The organism is Streptomyces paradoxus, assembly GCF_014202475.1.
Classification (GTDB): domain Bacteria; phylum Actinomycetota; class Actinomycetes; order Streptomycetales; family Streptomycetaceae; genus Streptomyces; species Streptomyces paradoxus.
In genome coordinates this window covers 83000-98453 of sequence record NZ_JACHGV010000009.1, presented here as the reverse complement: position 1 = coordinate 98453, position 15454 = coordinate 83000, and the positions used below count along the sequence as shown (strand labels likewise).

Below are 15454 nucleotides of genomic sequence, written 5' to 3'. Positions count from 1 at the left end.
GCCGCTGGTGGTTACAGGGCCTGCGCCGCCGGCTTCACCATTCCCCTCACCGTGCGGGACTTCACGAAGTCGCCCATGGCCGTCATGTCCCACTCGCCGGAGAACTGGCGGATGAGCTTGGCCATCATCACGCCGGTCTGCGCCTCGGCACTGGTGAGGTCGAAGCGGACCAGTTCCTCGCCGGTCGTGCCGTCCAGGAGGCGGCAGTACGCCTTGGCCACCTCCGTGAACTTCTGGCCGGAGAAGGAGTTGACCGTGAAGACCAGGCCGGTGACCTCCTGGGGGAGACGCCCGAGGTCGACGGTGATGACCTCGTCGTCCCCGCCGCCCTCGCCCGTGAGGTTGTCGCCGGAGTGGCGGATGGCGCCGCCCACGATCTGGAGCTTGCCGAAGTAGCAGCTGTCGATGTGGTTGCGCTGCGGCCCGTAGGCGATGACCGAGGCGTCCAGGTCGATGTCCTTGCCGCGGTACGCGGGCTCCCAGCCCAGACCCATCTTCACCTGGGACAGCAGGGGGCGGCCGCCCTTGATCAGGGAGACGGTCTGGTTCTTCTGGAGGCTGACGCGGCCCTTGTCCAGGTTGATCTTCCCGGCGCCGGGCGCGGGCGGAGGAGGTGTGGCCGGGGCGGCCGGGGGCGCGGCGGGGGCGGAGACGGGCGGCGCCGGCGGCTGCACCGGAGCCGGCGGCGGGGTCACCGGCTGGGGCGGGGCGGCCGCGGCCGGCTCCTCCACCGTGACACCGAAGTCCGTGGCGATGCCCGCGAGGCCGTTGGCGTATCCCTGGCCCACGGCCCGGGCCTTCCACTGGCCGTTGCGCTGGTAGACCTCCACGATGACCAGGGCCGTCTCGCTGCCGAGCTGCGGCGGCGTGAACGTGGCCAGGACGGAGCCGTCGTCCGCGTTGCGGATGGTGGCCGTCGGCTCGATGCCCTGGAAGGTCTGGCCCGCGGCGTCCGGGCTCGCCGTGACGACGATCTTCTCGATGCCCGGGGGCACGGCCGCCGTGTCGACCACGATCGCGTCGGGCGCGCTGCCGCCGCCCGAGCGGTACGTCACGCCGGGGCCCGACGGCTGGTTGTAGAAGATGAAGTCGTCGTCGGAGCGCACCTTGCCGTCGGCGGTGAGCAGCAGGCCCGATACGTCGAGCCGCACCGGGGCGGCGACGTCCACCGTCACGCGGGCGGCGGACAGGGGGATGTTCGAGCCGGGGGTCATAGCTGTCATGCCGGGTGAACGAGCGAGGCGGTTTTGCCGTTCCCTTACCTTGCCGCCAATCGGGTCAACGGCGATCGCGGGGGCTTCAGCGGCGATTGCGGGGGTGGTCGCGGGCGGTGCGTTCGTTGCCCCGCTTGTAGTTGCCGGTCCAGCGGGCCATGACCAGCTGGGGGTCGGAGGTCTCGACCTCGGCGAGGAACTGTGCGGCCCGGGGGCCGTTCAGGGTGGTGGCGGGGCGGCCGTGGTGGCTGACGCGGACGGTTCCGCCGGTGTGCTGCTCGTAGGTGAATCCGTGGGGTCTCGGCATGCCCGCGAGCGTACGGGGGCGGGGGCGGGCGCCCCACCGGATTTCGCCCGCCCCGGTGTCCGTTGGGCTACGGCACGACCACGATCTTGCGGCCGACACCCGCCGCGAACTGCTCCAGCGCCTGCGGGTAGCGCTCCAGCGGGACGCGGTCGCTGATGAAGATCCCGGGGTCGAGGACGCCGTTCGCGAACAATTCCGCGGCCCGCTCGAAGCTGTGCAGGACCGCCATCGAACCCGTGATGGTGATCTCCTGGTTGTAGATGCGGTACGGGTCGATCGTCACGCGCGTCGCGTAGTCGGCCACGCCGAACTGCAGGAACGTGCCCGCTTTCGCCACCCGGTCCAGGCCGTCCTGGATCGCCGCCGCGTTGCCCGTGGCGTCGACGACCAGGTCCCAGCCCTGGGGGCGGTCCAGTTCGTCGGGGTTCGCCGCCGACGCCGAGACGCCGAGGCGGCGGGCCGTCTCCAGGCGGGCCGGGTTCACATCCACGACGTCCACGCTCGCCGCGCCCGTGCGCTTGGCCAGCTCCAGCATCATCAGGCCCATGGTGCCGGAGCCGTAGATCAGCACGTGCGCGCCGAGGCGGGACTGGAGCACGTCGTAGCCGCGCACCGCACAGGAGAGGGGCTCGACGAGCGCCGCGTCCTCGGTGCGGACGTGGTCGGGGAGCTTCACGCAGTTCGCCACCGGGGCGAGGGCGTACCGGGCCGCGCCGCCGGCCGTGGTCACGCCGATCGCCGCCCAGCGTTCGCAGAGGTTGTTGTGGCCGGTACGGCAGTAGCGGCATTCGAAGCAGTACAGAGAGGGGTCGACGGCGACCCGGTCGCCCACCGACACCTCCGTGACCCGGGTGCCGACCCCGACGACCTCGCCGGCGAACTCGTGCCCGGGCACGATCGGGAGCTTCGGGGCGAACTCGCCCTGGAGGATGTGCAGGTCCGTGCCGCACAGCCCGCAGGCCGCGACCTCGACGACGACCTCGCGCGGCCCTGGCGTCGGGTCCGGGACCTCGGCGACGACGGCCTTGCCCACGGACTCGATGACGGCGGCCTTCATTTCACGGCTCCCAATGACAGGCCCTGGACCAGCTTGTCCTGGGCGGCGAACCCCGCGGCGAGCACCGGCAGGGAGATGACGAGCGACGCGGCGCACACCTTCGCCAGGAACAGGCCCTGGCTGGTGATGAAGCCGGTCAGGAAGACGGGGGCGGTCTCGGCGACCACACCTGTGAGCACCCGGGCGAACAGCAGCTCGTTCCAGCTGAAGATGAAGCAGATCAGCGCCGTGGCGGCGATACCGGGGAGGGAGATCGGGGCGACCACGCGTGCGAGGACCGTGGGCAGCCGTGCTCCGTCCACCCGGGCGGCCTCGATCACCGCGACCGGGATCTCGGCGAGGAAGGACTGCATCATCCACACCGCGATCGGCAGGTTCATGGAGGTGTAGAGGATGACCAGCAGCCAGATGTTGTCGAGCATTCCGGCGTTCTTGGCGAAGAGGTAGATCGGCAGCAGGCCCGCCACCGCGGGCAGCATCTTCGTGGAGAGGAAGAAGAACAGGACGTCCGTCCACTTCCGGACGCGGTTGACGGACAGCGCGTAGGCCGCCGGGAAGGCCAGCAGCAGGACCAGCAGGGTGGAGGCGACGGAGGCCACCGTTGAGTTGATCAGGGCCGGCCAGGGGCTCGCCCCACCGCCCGCTCCGAAGAACTCGCGGTAGCCGTCCAGTGTCAGCGAGGCGGCGAAGGACGGCGGGTTGGTCGCGGCGTCGGCCTCCGAGTGGAAGGACGTCAGCGCCATCCACGCGATGGGCAGGAAGAACACGATCCCGGCCAGCCAGGCCAGCAGGCCCATGCTGTTGCGGCGCAGGGCGGTCATGCGCGGGACACCTCCTCGCGGAACAGGGACGACACCACGCGCAGGGCGAAGGTCGCGATGATGATCGAGCCGATGACGACCAGGACACCCGCGGCCGAGGCGAGGCCGTTCTCGTGGGCCTGGTAGAAGCTCTGGTAGACGGTGTAGGGGAGGTTGGCGGTGCCGAGGCCGCCGGAGGTGATCGTGAAGACCGCGTCGAAGTTCTGGACGATGTAGATCGAGCCCAGCAGGGCGCCCAGTTCGAGGTAGCGGCGCAGGTGCGGGAGCGTCAGGTGGACGAAGATCTGCCAGTCGTTCGCGCCGTCGACCCGGGCCGCCTCGATCTGCTCGTGGTCGCGGCTCTGCAGGCCGGCGAGCAGGATCAGCATCATGAACGGCGTCCACTGCCAGACGAGGGACGCCTCGACCGCGAGCAGCGGGGTGCTGGAGATCCAGTCGGGCTGTGGTCCGCCCACATAGTGCAACAGCCCATTGAGCAAGCCGTATTCAGGGTTGTAGAGCACATGTTTCCAGAGCAGGGCCGCCGCGACCGGCACCACCAGGAACGGCGCGATCAGCAGCGTCCGTACGATGCCCCGGCCGCGGAACCGCCGGTCCAGCAGCAGCGCGAGGACCAGTCCCAGCACCAGGCTGGCCAGTACCACGGCCACTGTCAGCAGCACGGTCGTCCACACCGAGTTCCGCAGGTCCGGGTCGGTGAGGACCTCCTGGTAGTTGTCGAGGCCGGTGAAGTGCCGGGCGTCCGGATAGAGGCTGTTCCAGTCGAAGAAGGAGATCACCAGCGTGGCCACGAAGGGCAGCTGGGTGACGACGATCATGAAGATCAGGGCTGGCAGCAGCGGGGCCCGGGTCGCCCAGGCGCGCAGCCGGGCGGAGGGGCGGCGGGCCGGGGCGCCCGTCGGAGGTGCGGCCACGGGGGCCGTCGTCGTGGCGGTCATCGTCCCTCGTACTCCTCGGAGATCTTCTCGGCGAGCGCCTGGGCCTTCTTCAGGGCCGAGTCGACGGACTGGCGTCCGGCGATGGCCGCGCTGATCTCCTGGGAGACCTTGGTGCCGAGGTCGGTGAACTCGGGGATGCCGACGAACTGGATGCCGGGCGCGGGCCGCGGCTGGACGCCGGGGTCGTTCGGCCGGGCCTTCTCGATGGCCTCCTTGGTCATCTCCTGGAAGGCGGCGGCCTCTTTGCGGTAGTCGGCGTTGGCGTACGTGGAGGCCCGCTTGCCGGCCGGGACGTTCGACCAGCCGACCTCGTCCCCGACCAGTTCCTCGTAGCCCTTGCCGGACGCCCAGGAGACGAACTTCCAGGCGTGGTCCGGGTTGCGGGAGGCCTTCTGGATGCCCCAGGCCCAGGTGTAGAGCCAGCCGGAGGACTCGGTCTTCTCGACGGGGGCGGGGGCGTAGCCGACCTTGCCCTTGACCGGGGAGCCGGAGGCCTCCAGGGAACCGGCCGCGGAGGTGGCGTCGTACCACATGGCGACCTTGCCCTGGGTCATGTTGTTCAGGCACTCGGCGAAGCCGGACTGGGCGGCGCCGGACTCGCCGTGCTCGCGCACCAGGTCGACATAGAACTTCGTCGCCTTTTTGAAGGCGGGGGAGTCGAGCTGCGCCTCCCAGTCCTTGTCGAACCAGGTGCCGCCGAAGGTGTTCACGACCGTCGTCAGTGGTGCCATCACCTCGCCCCAGCCGGGCAGGCCGCGCAGGCAGATGCCCTTCATGCCGGGCTCCGCCCCGTCCGCCTTCGCGGCGAGGTCCGCCACCTGCTGCCAGGTGGGGTGCGCGGGCATCGTCAGGCCCTTCTTCTCGAACACGTCCTTGCGGTACATGAGGAAGGACGACTCGCCGTAGAAGGGCTGACCGTAGAGCTTTCCGTCGTCCGCGGTGAGGGACTGGCGCATCGGCTTCAGGACGTCCTGCTCGTCGTAGGCCGGGTCCTTGGCGACGTAGCCGTTCATCTCGTGCAGCCAGCCGTTGCGGGCGTAGATCGGTATCTCGTAGTTGGACAGGGTGGCGACGTCGTACTGGCCGGCCTGGTTGGCGAAGTCCTGGCTGATCTTGTCGCGGACGTCGTTCTCGGGCAGGACGGTGAAGTTGACCTTGATGCCGGTCTCTTTGGTGAAGTGGGCGCGGGTCAGCTTCTGCAACTCGACCATCTGCGGGTTGTTGACCATCAGGACGTTGATGGCGTCGCCGCCGGATCCGGCCCCGCCCGCGCCGACCCAGCAGCCGGAGAGCAGCGGGGCGAGCAGCGTCCCTGCGGCGGCCAGGGCGAGCGGGGCTCGCGGTGGCCGTCGTCGGCTCTGGGTTCGCATGGATCGCTCCTGGATGTATGGGGAGATAAGGGGCACCGCAGGGCGTGCGGGCGCCCTGGGGGAGGTTGGGCCGACGTGTGGTCAGACGCGGATGACCTGCGGTCCGAGCAGTGAGTAGCGGTGGGCCTCGGCGGCCGGCAGCAGGGTGCTCGTCACGATCGTCTCCAGTGCGCCGACCTCGGCGAACCGGCAGAAGCTGACCGCTCCGAACTTGGTGTGCACGCCCGCGAAGACCACGCGCCGGGCGGCCCGGATCGCCTGTGCCTTGACCTCGCTGACGGCCGGGTCGGGGGTGGTGAGGCCGTGTTCGCGGGAGATGCCGTTGGCGCCGATGAACGCCAGGTCGACGACGAAGCCGGACAGCATCTTCGTCGTCCAGTGGTCGACGGTGGCGAGGGTGCCGCGCCGCACCCGGCCGCCGAGCAGCAGCACGGAGACGTGCTCGGCCTCGGCGAGGGCGCCCGCGACCGGCAGGGACGCGGTGACCACGGTCAGCGGCCGGTCCCTGGGGAGTGCCTCGGCGATGAGCTGCGGGGTGTAGCCCTCGTCGACGAAGACCGTCTCGGCGTCGCCGAGCAGGTCGGCCGCGGCGGCCGCGACCCGGCGCTTCTCGGGGACGTGGCTCGTGGCCCGGAAGGCGAGCGTCGTCTCGAAGCCGGCGCTCTCCACGGGGTAGGCGCCGCCGTGGGTGCGGCGGAGCAGGCCGTGGTCCTCCAGGACCCGCAGGTCCCTTCGTACGGTTTCCTTGGCAACGCCCAGCTCGGTGGCGAGGGCGGTGACGTCGACGGCGCCGTCCCGGCGTGCGGCCAGCACGATCTCGCGCTGGCGTTCTTCCGCGGTTCTGTTCATGGCCGTCACCCGCCTTCCTGCTGTGCTGCCCGTTCGGGCCCTCGGTCGGGCCTTGGGGGAAGTTCTACAGGGGGTGTTCCGTGGAGGCCAGGTCTGTTGAGGGCGGGATCCTGCCCGGGTGTGCCCGTTCGGTCGTGCGGGTGTGCGGAGTGGCAGGGGGAGGCCGTGGGCGTCTGCGGGTGCGTTGTGGCTGGTCGCGCAGTTCCCCGCGCCCCTGAGGGCGCTTCCCTGCGGTCTCCGGGTCGTGCCCGAATGTCCGAGCGGGCGGGCCCGTTCTCTGCCCGTCCGCCCTGGCGGCGGCTGTTTCCGGTCAGTACGGCCAGACCGGCGGGTCCGTGACGAACTGACCGCCCAGGTAGGCGTGCGCCTCGTTGCCGTCCTGCAGCTCGCCCTGCTCGGCGATGAGCTTCTCGGCGTACGGTTCGGAGTCGTCCTGCGGCTCGTAGCCGAGCGCCCGGGCGGTGCCGAGGTCCCACCACAGCCGGGTGTTGGCGGAGGAACCGTGCACGACGGTGTGGCCGACGTGCTCGGCGGTCAGGGCCGCGTGGAAGAGACGGGCGCCGTCGGCGGGGCTCATCCACACCGAGAGCATGCGCACGCTGGTCGGCTCGGGGAAGCAGGAGCCGATGCGCACCGAGACCGTCTCCAGGCCGTGCCTGTCCCAGTAGAGCTGGGCGAGGTCCTCGCCGAAGCACTTGGACAGGCCGTAGAAGGTGTCCGGGCGGCGCGGGGTGTCGACCGGGATGAGGGGGTCGTCGCCCCGGGGGCGGGGGGTGTAGCCGACGGCGTGGTTGGAGGAGGCGAAGACGATCCTGCCGACGCCTTCTTCGCGAGCGGCCTCGTAGAGGTGGTAGGTGCCCTCGATGTTGGCCTTGAGGATCTTCTCGAACGGTGCTTCCAGGGAGATGCCCGCGAGGTGGAGGATCGCGTCGACGCCCCGGACGGCCTCGCGCACGGCGTCCCGGTCGGCCAGGTCGGCGGTGATCGCGTCGGGCTCGCCTTCGACCGGGCGCAGGTCCAGCAGGCGCAGGTCGTAGCCGTAGGCCGGGAGCAGGTCCCGCATCAAGGTGCCGAGGCCGCCGGCGGCGCCGGTGAGCAGGACGGTGCGGGGAGCGGGCATCCTCGGGTCTCCTTGATCGCCAACCGTGCATATGAGCGCACGGCATTCATATGCGTGGACACGCTAAGGATCCGGGGCGGAGTGCGTCAAGTATGCCGCGGAGGAGGTGAATCCGCAGGTGCATCGCGGGTGTGCGCGCTTGACCGGCACCAAGGGGGCGCCTTAGCGTGGAGTTGTTCAGAAATATAGACGCCAATCATGAATATGGAACCGGGAGAGCTTGTGACGCCAGCCCCTCTCGCCACGCGACTCAACGTCCCCAGCGGGCCGCTGTTCTTCCCGGTCACCGCCTACGGACCCGACGGCTCCGTGGACCTCGACACCTACCGCACGCACGTCCGGCGCGGGGTGGAGGCCGGAGCCGCCGCCGTGTTCGCCTGCTGCGGCACCGGCGAGTTCCACGCGCTGACGCCCGAGGAGTTCGAGGCCTGCGTACGGGCCGCCGTCGAGGCCGCCGACGGGCGCGTGCCGGTCGTCGCGGGCGCCGGGTACGGCACCGCGCTCGCCGTGCGCTACGCCCGCCTCGCCGAGGCCGCCGGGGCGGACGGGCTGCTCGCCATGCCGCCCTACCTCGTCGTCGCCGGGCAGGAGGGGCTGCTGCGGCACTACCGGGAGGTGGCCGCCGCGACTGCCCTGCCGGTGATCGTCTACCAGCGCGACAACGCCGTGTTCACCCCGCAGACGGTGGTCGCCCTGGCCCGCACCGACGGGATCATCGGCCTCAAGGACGGGCTCGGCGATCTCGACCTCATGCAGCGCGTCGTCAGCGCCGTCCGCTCCGACGTCCCGGGCGACTTCCTCTACTTCAACGGTCTGCCGACCGCCGAGCAGACCCAGCTCGCCTACCGCGCCCTCGGTGTCACGCTCTACTCGTCCGCCGTCTTCTGCTTCGCGCCGGAGATCGCCCTCGCCTTCCACCAGGCCCTCAGGACCGGCGACGACGCCACCGTGGTGAAGCTGCTGGACGGCTTCTACCGCCCGTTCGTCGAACTGCGCGACCGCGGCCGCGGCTACGCCGTCGCCCTGGTCAAGGCCGGTGTACGGCTGCGCGGCCTCGATGTCGGGGAGGTGCGGCCCCCGCTGCACGAGCCCGCCGAGGATCATCTCAAGCAGCTCGCCGAAGTGATCGAACGCGGTTACGCGCTGCTGGAGGAGGCCAAGTGAAGGCGTCGGCATTCGTCTACCCCTGGGACGTCAACGGGGACCCGGAGGCACCCGCGCGGATCGCCGCGCTCGGCGTGGAGCAGGTGACCCTGGCCGCCGCCTACCACTCCACCCGCGCCCTCACCCCCCGCCACCCGCGCCACCGCGTCGTCACGGCCGAGCACGCCGCCGTGCTGTACCCGGCGGACGACCGCTGGAACGGGCGCGAACTGCGCCCCTACGCGGCCGGCGCCTGGGCCCCCGGGGACGCCTTCGGCGAGGCCGCCACCGCGCTCGCCGACGCCGGTCTGGAGGTGCACACCTGGGTCGTCCTCGCCCACAACTCCCGCCTGGGCGCCGAACACCCGGACACCTCGGTCGTCAACGCCTACGGCGACCGCTACCCCTGGGCGCCGTGCATCGCCCAGCCCGCCACCCGCGCGTACCTGACCGACCTGGCCGCCGAGGCCGCCGTCCGGCCCGGGGCGCGTGGCACCGAGCTGGAGTCCCTCGGCTGGTACGGGCTGCAGCATCTGCACGCCCACGACAAGACCGGCGGCGTCGGCCTCGGGGACGCCGGGCAGTACCTGATGGCGCTGTGCTTCTGCCCGTCCTGCCGGGAGGGTTACGGCCGGCACGGCCTGGACGCCGACCGGCTGGCGGCCGCCGTACGGACCGCGCTGGAACCGGTGTGGCAGGGGGCACCCTCCGACGGAGCCTGGCCGGGAGTCGAGAAGCTCCTGGGCGAGACCCTCGCGAACACCACGCGCGCGTACCGCGACGAAACCGCCCGCACGCTGCAGGAACAGGCCGTCGCGGCGGTCCGGGCGGCCGCTCCCGGCGGCTTCCGGGTCCTGCTGCACGCGGACCCCGTGTCGTACCACGTCGGCGCCAACCCCGGCGTCGACCCGGCGCACATCCTGTCCGTCGCGGACGGCGTGGTCGTGCCCTGCGCCGGCGGCACCGGCACCCTCACGCCGTTCGCGCGGCAGGAGCGCGAGGGCGCCGTCATCGCCGCCAACTTCACCGTCGTCTCGGGGATGGGCGGCAGCCCCGGCACCCTCGCCGACGACGCCGCCGAAGCACGGCGGCTGGGCGCCACCGAACTGCGGCTGTACCACGCCGGACTGGCGTCCGACGGCGACCTGGACACGGTCCGTTCCGCCCTCGCCGGGCTCTGAGACGGCGGGACGGCCGTCACCGGCCGGGGACGGCTTCGGCCCCGGCCGGGGGAGCGCACAGCGCCGCCGCCGTCACCAGCAGGGCCACCCCCAGGGCCACCAGTACCGGCCGGTGGCCCACCACCTCGACGAGGGCCGCCCCGGCGGCCAGCCCGACCGCGTTCGGTGCGAACACCAGGGTGTTGGCCGTGGCCGTGACCCGGCCCAGCAGCGCACCGGGCGTCTCGCGCTGTACGGACGTCAGCGTGGCGATCAGCACGGCGGGCAGCCCCGCGCCGATCGCCGCGCTGCATACCAGTGCCACCGGGTCCGACGGCACCGCCCGCAGGGCCACCGCGAGCGCCAGCAGGGCGATGCCGTACGCCCCGAAGCGCCGTGCCCCCAGCCGGCGCAGGGCGGCGCCGGACAGCAGCCCCACCGCGACCGACCCGGCGCCCTGCACGGCGTACAGGACACCGGCGTACGCGGGGGAGTGCCCGAGGCCGTCGACGACGGCGTAGACCAGCGCGCCGTTCAGGCCGGCGCACAGCATGGTGGCGCCGCCCGCCAGGACCAGGGGGCGCAGCACGGGGTGCGCCCACAGGTGGCGTACGCCCTCGGCCGTCCGCCGTCGGCGGCCGTCCTCGGTCCGGGTGGGCTTGTCCTCCCGCACCCGCAGTGCCGCGTACAGGCCTGTGGCCAGCACGAACGTCGCCGCGTCCAGGAGGGCGACATTCACGCCGCCGTACGCCGCGTACAGGCCCGCGCCCGCCAGCGGGGCCAGCAGCTTCATGCCCTCGGCCGCCGTCATGCGCAGGCCGTTGAAGTCGCCCAGCAGGGACGGGCCGACGGCGGTCGCGACCAGCGCCGACTCGGCCGCGTCGTGGACGACTCCCGCCGCCCCGTACACGAACAGCACCGCGTACAGCAGCCACAGCTCGCCCGGGGAGTCGACGGCGACCAGGGTGAGCAGCAGGCTCCCCAGCAGCACGTTCACGCCGATCAGCAGCGGCTTGCGGCGGCCCCGGTCGGCGAGCGTGCCCAGCAGCGGCCCGGCCAGGACCGGCAGCCACATGGCGAGCATGCACAGCGCGGCCAGGCCGTCCGAGCCGGTGAGGTCCTTGACCCACACGCCCGAGGCCAGCCACAGGGCGGAGGTGCCGAAGCCGGAGACCACCACGCCCGCGAGGCAGAGTCCGGCGTCACGGTCGCGCAGGACGCGTCCGAGCGGCCAGGTCGTCTTGGTCGTCATGCCCGGTCATCGTGCGGCTGAGGACCGGGGGAGCGGATCGGGCAGGTTCCCTAGAAGCGGCCGGGCGGGACGATGAGTTCCGCGGCCGGTGCCGGTCTACCTCCCAGGACGACACCGCTGAGGAGCACGCATGACCGACACGACCCGTACGACCCTCGACCTCGGACCCCAGGCACAGGAACTGGCGCGGCTCGTCGCCGGCGTCACCGACGAGCAACTGGCCGGCCCGACGCCCTGCCCCGAGTACGAGGTGCGCCATCTGCTCGGCCACCTGGCGGGCCTGGCCGTCGCCTTCCGCGACGCCGGCCGCAAGGACCTGGGCGTCACCACCGACACCAGCCCCGATTCCGCGCTCCCGGACATCGGTCCCGGCTGGCGCGAGGAGCTGCCCAAGGTCCTCGCCGAACTGGCCGAGGCCTGGCGCGACCCGGCCGCGTGGACCGGCATGACCCGCGCCGGCGGCGTGGACCTGCCCGGTGAGGTCGCGGGGCTCGTCGCCACCGACGAACTGGTGATCCACGGCTGGGACCTGGCCCGCGCCAGCGGTCAGGGGTACGACCCCGACCCGGCCGCGCTGGAGACCTGCCACGCCTTCCTCGCTGCGAGCGTCGACGACCCCGGCCGCGGAGCCATCTTCGGCCCCGTCGTCACGGTCGGGCCGGAGGCATCCCTGCTGGCCCGGGCGGTGGGGCTCAGCGGGCGGGACCCGGAGTGGGCGCCCCAGCCGTAGAAAGCGATTGCAGTTTCTTTGCCGGAAGCATTGACGCGGAGAACGCGCCCTCCTACCGTCATCGCGTCGTACTTCGTACGTCATATATGAGACGCGATACGCGAGATCCGATACGCGATCTCCACCGAGACGCGAGATCCGAGAGGCGCGCATGACCTCTGTGCCCACGCCGATCCCCTCCCGCACGCAGTACGTGCTGGAGGGGATCAAACACCGCATCCTCACCGGGCAGTTGACGCCGGGACAGGCGCTGGTCGAGACCGAGCTCGCCGCGCAGTTCGGCGTGTCGAAGACGCCGGTGCGCGAGGCGCTCAAGACCCTCGCCGGGACCGGGCTGGTCGTGATGAGCCAGTACAAGGGCGTCACCGTGCGCCTGGTGGACGCGGACATGGCGCGCGAGGTCTACGACGTACGGCTGCTGCTGGAGCCGGAGGCGCTGCGGCGCGCCGTGCAGCGCGGCGCCTCCCTGGACGCCGCCCGCGAGGCGCTGACCCGGGCCGACGCCGCCACCGACACCGCCGAACGCTCCCTCGCCAACCGGGAGTTCCACCGCGCCCTGTACCTGCCGTGCGGTAACCCGCTGCTCGGCCGGATGCTCGACGAGGTCCGCGACCAGGCCGCCCTGGTCTCCGCCGTCGCCTGGGCCGCCTCGCCCTCCTGGGAACGGGAGGCCGGCGAGCACCGGGACATCCTCCGGCTCGCCCTCGACGGCGACGCCGACGGCGCGGCACGTGCCCTGCACGCCCACATCGCGTCCTTCGTGCAGCGCGCTTTCCCCGAGGCAGGACTGGAACAGGAAGGTCAGGAATGAGCAGCGTGGCGTTCGAGACCCAGCGGGCGGCCCTGGCCGACGTGGTGGCGATCCCGGTGACCCCGTTCGCCGAGGACGGCTCCGTCGCGCAGGACACCCACCGGGCCCTGCTGCGCCGTCTGCTCGACGGCGGCATCACCACCCTCACCCCGAACGGCAACACCGGCGAGTTCTACGCCCTGACCCCCGAAGAGCGCCGGCTCGTCACGGAGCTGACGATCGACGAGGCCGGCGAGCGGGCCGTCGTCCTGGTCGGCGTCGGACACGACGTCCCCACCGCCGTCGCCTCCGCCCGGCACGCCCGGGAGCTCGGCGCCCAAATGGTGATGGTCCACCAGCCCGTCCACCCGTACGTCTCGCAGGCCGGCTGGGTCGACTACCACCGCGCCATCGCCGAGGCCGTGCCCGAGCTGGGCGTCGTGCCGTACATCCGCAACGCGCAGCTCACCGGTGCCCGGCTCGCCGAACTCGCCGACGCCTGCCCGAACGTCATCGGCGTGAAGTACGCCGTCCCCGACGCGGCCAGGTTCGCCGCCTTCGCCCGGGACGCGGGGCTTGAGCGGTTCGTGTGGGTGGCCGGGCTCGCCGAGCCGTACGCCCCCTCATACTTCTCCGCCGGTGCCACCGGCTTCACCTCCGGGCTGGTGAACGTCGCCCCGGCCGTCTCGCTGAACATGATCGAGGCGCTGCGCTCCGGCGACTACCGGGCCGCGATGAAGGTCTGGGAGCAGATCCGCCGCTTCGAGGAGCTGCGTGCCGACAGCGGCTCCGCCAACAACGTCACCGTCGTCAAGGAAGCCCTCGCCTCCCTCGGGCTGTGCCGGCGCGAGGTCCGTCCGCCGAGCAAGCCGCTGCCCGAGAGCGAGCGGGCCGAGGTCGCCGCGATCGCCGCGGGGTGGTCGCTATGACCGGGCGACTGCGTCCCGAGGAGCTCCGGAGCCACCAGTGGTACGGCGTCGAGGGGCAGCTGCGCACCTGGTCGCACAACGCCCGGATGCGCCAGCTCGGTTACGAGGCGGAGGAGTACCGGGGCCGCCCGGTGATCGCCGTCCTGAACACCTGGTCCGACATCAACCCCTGCCACGTTCATCTGCGCGAGCGCGCCGAGGCGGTCAAGCGGGGGGTGTGGCAGGCCGGCGGCTTCCCGCTGGAGTTCCCGGTCGCCACGCTGTCGGAGACCTACCAGAAGCCGACCCCGATGCTCTACCGCAACCTGCTCGCGATGGAGACGGAGGAGCTGCTGCGGTCATACCCGGTCGACGCGGCGGTGCTGCTCGGCGGCTGCGACAAGTCGACGCCCGCGCTGCTCATGGGCGCGGCCTCGGCCGACGTACCGTCGGTCTTCGTGCCCGCGGGGCCGATGCTGCCGGGACACTGGCGCGGGGAGACCCTCGGGTCGGGCACCGACATGTGGAAGTACTGGGACGAGCACCGCGCGGGCAACCTGACCGACTGTGAACTGAGGGAGCTGCAGGGCGGGCTGGCCCGGTCGCCCGGTCACTGCATGACCATGGGGACGGCGTCGACGATGACCGCGGCGGCGGAAGCCCTCGGTATGACGCTGCCGGGCGCCTCCTCGATCCCGGCCGTCGACTCCGGGCACGAGCGGATGGCCGCCGCCTCGGGGCGCCGTGCCGTGGAGCTCGCCTGGACCGCGCTCAAGCCGTCCCGGATCCTCACCCGCGAGGCCTTCGAGGACGCCGTCACCACGGTGCTCGGGCTCGGCGGCTCCACCAACGCCGTGATCCACCTGATCGCGATGGCGGGGCGCTGCCGGGTCGAACTCACCCTCGACGACTTCGACCGCGTCGCCCGCACCGTGCCGGTGCTCGCCAACGTCCGGCCCGGCGGACGGACGTACCTCATGGAGGACTTCCACTTCGCCGGCGGTCTGCCCGCTTTCCTCTCACGGATCACCGACCTGCTGCACCTGGACCGGCCCACCGTCAACGGCACCCTGGGTGAGCAGATCGAGGGCGCCGTAGTCCACGACGACGACGTCATCCGTACCCGTGAGAACCCGGTCGCCGCCGAGGGCGGGGTCGCCGTGCTGCGCGGCAACCTCTGCCCCGACGGCGCGGTCATCAAGCACATCGCCGCCGAGCCGCAGCTGCTCAAGCACACCGGTCCCGCGGTCGTCTTCGACGACTACAGGACCATGCAGCGCACGATCAACGACCCCGGGCTGGACATCACCGCCGACAGCGTGCTGGTGCTGCGCAACTCGGGTCCCAAGGGCGGCCCGGGCATGCCCGAGTACGGCATGCTGCCGATCCCCGACCGTCTGCTGAAGCAGGGGGTACGGGACATGGTCCGGATCTCCGACGCCCGGATGAGCGGCACGAGCTACGGCGCGTGCGCCCTGCACATCGCGCCCGAGTCGTACGTCGGCGGGCCGCTGGCCCTGGTCCGCAGCGGTGACTCGATCACCCTGGACGTCGAGGCCCGGACCCTCCACCTCAACGTCGACGACGAGGAGCTTCAGCGGCGCAGGGCCGACTGGACGCCTCCGCCCGCCCGGTACGAGCGCGGCTACGGCGCGCTCTACAACGAGCAGATCACGCAGGCCGACACCGGCTGCGACTTCGAGTTCCTCGCCCGTCCGGGCCGGGTCGCCGACCCGTACGCGAGCTGAACCACCGCACCGGCCACGCGCCACCGCACCGGCCACGCGCCACCGCA

Annotated in this window: 15 protein-coding genes; 6 read left to right on the top strand and 9 right to left on the bottom strand. The window is 71.9% G+C overall.

Annotated features, from left to right (window positions below):
• Positions 1-11: 11 nt before the first annotated feature.
• From HNR57_RS27390 to HNR57_RS27355, 8 genes are all read right to left on the bottom strand, one after another.
• Complete coding sequence (locus tag HNR57_RS27390; protein WP_184564436.1) at positions 12-1214, bottom strand: TerD family protein; 1203 nt, start codon at positions 1212-1214, stop codon at positions 12-14.
• An 85-nt stretch (positions 1215-1299) separates the two neighbouring features.
• Entirely contained in the window at positions 1300-1521 is a 222-nt protein-coding gene (locus HNR57_RS27385; RefSeq protein ID WP_184563942.1) for a hypothetical protein, read from the bottom strand.
• A 67-nt stretch (positions 1522-1588) separates the two neighbouring features.
• Positions 1589-2578 carry a zinc-dependent alcohol dehydrogenase family protein gene (locus HNR57_RS27380; RefSeq protein ID WP_184563940.1) on the bottom strand — a complete coding sequence of 330 codons (990 nt, stop codon included), beginning with the start codon at positions 2576-2578 and terminating at the stop codon, positions 1589-1591.
• Complete coding sequence (locus HNR57_RS27375; protein ID WP_184563938.1) at positions 2575-3399, bottom strand: carbohydrate ABC transporter permease; 825 nt, start codon at positions 3397-3399, stop codon at positions 2575-2577. The genes HNR57_RS27380 and HNR57_RS27375 overlap by 4 nt, the downstream gene beginning before the upstream one ends.
• Positions 3396-4337 (bottom strand): carbohydrate ABC transporter permease, encoded by a 942-nt coding sequence (locus HNR57_RS27370; protein WP_184563936.1) that lies wholly within the window; start codon positions 4335-4337, stop codon positions 3396-3398. The genes HNR57_RS27375 and HNR57_RS27370 overlap by 4 nt, the downstream gene beginning before the upstream one ends.
• Positions 4334-5707, bottom strand: coding sequence for an ABC transporter substrate-binding protein (locus HNR57_RS27365; RefSeq protein WP_184563931.1), 1374 nt, complete (start codon positions 5705-5707; stop codon positions 4334-4336). The genes HNR57_RS27370 and HNR57_RS27365 overlap by 4 nt, the downstream gene beginning before the upstream one ends.
• An 81-nt stretch (positions 5708-5788) precedes the next feature.
• Complete coding sequence (locus HNR57_RS27360) at positions 5789-6556, bottom strand: DeoR/GlpR family DNA-binding transcription regulator (protein WP_184563929.1); 768 nt, start codon at positions 6554-6556, stop codon at positions 5789-5791.
• A 310-nt stretch (positions 6557-6866) separates the two neighbouring features.
• Positions 6867-7676 (bottom strand): NAD-dependent epimerase/dehydratase family protein, encoded by an 810-nt coding sequence (locus tag HNR57_RS27355; protein WP_184563927.1) that lies wholly within the window; start codon positions 7674-7676, stop codon positions 6867-6869.
• A gap of 222 nt (positions 7677-7898) precedes the next feature.
• On the opposite strand from HNR57_RS27355, the gene HNR57_RS27350 reads away from it, so the two are divergent.
• Together HNR57_RS27350 and HNR57_RS27345 are read left to right on the top strand one after the other, a co-directional pair.
• The gene (locus tag HNR57_RS27350) at positions 7899-8840 is read left to right on the top strand and encodes a 5-dehydro-4-deoxyglucarate dehydratase (RefSeq protein WP_184563925.1); all 942 of its coding nucleotides are present in this window, start codon (positions 7899-7901) and stop codon (positions 8838-8840) included.
• Positions 8837-10000 carry a hypothetical protein gene (locus tag HNR57_RS27345; protein ID WP_184563923.1) on the top strand — a complete coding sequence of 388 codons (1164 nt, stop codon included), beginning with the start codon at positions 8837-8839 and terminating at the stop codon, positions 9998-10000. The genes HNR57_RS27350 and HNR57_RS27345 overlap by 4 nt, the downstream gene beginning before the upstream one ends.
• Before the next feature lie 16 nt (positions 10001-10016).
• Here the strand turns inward: HNR57_RS27345 and HNR57_RS27340 are convergent, their stop codons facing one another.
• Positions 10017-11231, bottom strand: coding sequence for an MFS transporter (locus HNR57_RS27340; RefSeq protein WP_184563922.1), 1215 nt, complete (start codon positions 11229-11231; stop codon positions 10017-10019).
• Positions 11232-11361: 130 nt separating this feature from the next.
• Here HNR57_RS27340 and HNR57_RS27335 point away from each other — a divergent pair, with 130 nt between their 5' ends.
• The 4 genes from HNR57_RS27335 to araD all read left to right on the top strand — a co-directional run bounded on the left by HNR57_RS27335 (position 11362) and on the right by araD (position 15407).
• Positions 11362-11961, top strand: coding sequence for a TIGR03086 family metal-binding protein (locus tag HNR57_RS27335; RefSeq protein WP_184563920.1), 600 nt, complete (start codon positions 11362-11364; stop codon positions 11959-11961).
• Positions 11962-12112: 151 nt separating this feature from the next.
• Complete coding sequence (locus HNR57_RS27330) at positions 12113-12772, top strand: GntR family transcriptional regulator (protein WP_184563918.1); 660 nt, start codon at positions 12113-12115, stop codon at positions 12770-12772.
• A complete protein-coding gene (locus tag HNR57_RS27325; protein WP_184563916.1) occupies positions 12769-13680 on the top strand; it encodes a dihydrodipicolinate synthase family protein in 912 nt (303 codons plus the stop codon). The genes HNR57_RS27330 and HNR57_RS27325 overlap by 4 nt, the downstream gene beginning before the upstream one ends.
• Positions 13677-15407, top strand: coding sequence for an L-arabinonate dehydratase (gene araD, locus HNR57_RS27320; RefSeq protein WP_184563914.1), 1731 nt, complete (start codon positions 13677-13679; stop codon positions 15405-15407). Before HNR57_RS27325 ends, araD begins: the two co-directional genes overlap by 4 nt.
• Positions 15408-15454 lie beyond the last annotated feature (47 nt).

Excerpts from the sequence above, each read along its gene's own strand:
- HNR57_RS27385 (WP_184563942.1), bottom strand. The coding sequence starts at position 1,521 with ATGCCGAGACCCCACGGATTCACCTACGAGCAGCACACCGGCGGAACC.
- HNR57_RS27375 (WP_184563938.1), bottom strand. The coding sequence starts at position 3,399 with ATGACCGCCCTGCGCCGCAACAGCATGGGCCTGCTGGCCTGGCTGGCC.
- HNR57_RS27340 (WP_184563922.1), bottom strand. The coding sequence starts at position 11,231 with ATGACGACCAAGACGACCTGGCCGCTCGGACGCGTCCTGCGCGACCGT.
- HNR57_RS27330 (WP_184563918.1), top strand. The coding sequence starts at position 12,113 with ATGACCTCTGTGCCCACGCCGATCCCCTCCCGCACGCAGTACGTGCTG.
- HNR57_RS27325 (WP_184563916.1), top strand. The coding sequence starts at position 12,769 with ATGAGCAGCGTGGCGTTCGAGACCCAGCGGGCGGCCCTGGCCGACGTG.
- HNR57_RS27355 (WP_184563927.1), bottom strand. The coding sequence starts at position 7,676 with ATGCCCGCTCCCCGCACCGTCCTGCTCACCGGCGCCGCCGGCGGCCTC.
- HNR57_RS27360 (WP_184563929.1), bottom strand. The coding sequence starts at position 6,556 with ATGAACAGAACCGCGGAAGAACGCCAGCGCGAGATCGTGCTGGCCGCA.
- HNR57_RS27390 (WP_184564436.1), bottom strand. The coding sequence starts at position 1,214 with ATGACCCCCGGCTCGAACATCCCCCTGTCCGCCGCCCGCGTGACGGTG.
- araD (WP_184563914.1), top strand. The coding sequence starts at position 13,677 with ATGACCGGGCGACTGCGTCCCGAGGAGCTCCGGAGCCACCAGTGGTAC.
- HNR57_RS27370 (WP_184563936.1), bottom strand. The coding sequence starts at position 4,337 with ATGACCGCCACGACGACGGCCCCCGTGGCCGCACCTCCGACGGGCGCC.
- HNR57_RS27365 (WP_184563931.1), bottom strand. The coding sequence starts at position 5,707 with ATGCGAACCCAGAGCCGACGACGGCCACCGCGAGCCCCGCTCGCCCTG.
- HNR57_RS27380 (WP_184563940.1), bottom strand. The coding sequence starts at position 2,578 with ATGAAGGCCGCCGTCATCGAGTCCGTGGGCAAGGCCGTCGTCGCCGAG.
- HNR57_RS27335 (WP_184563920.1), top strand. The coding sequence starts at position 11,362 with ATGACCGACACGACCCGTACGACCCTCGACCTCGGACCCCAGGCACAG.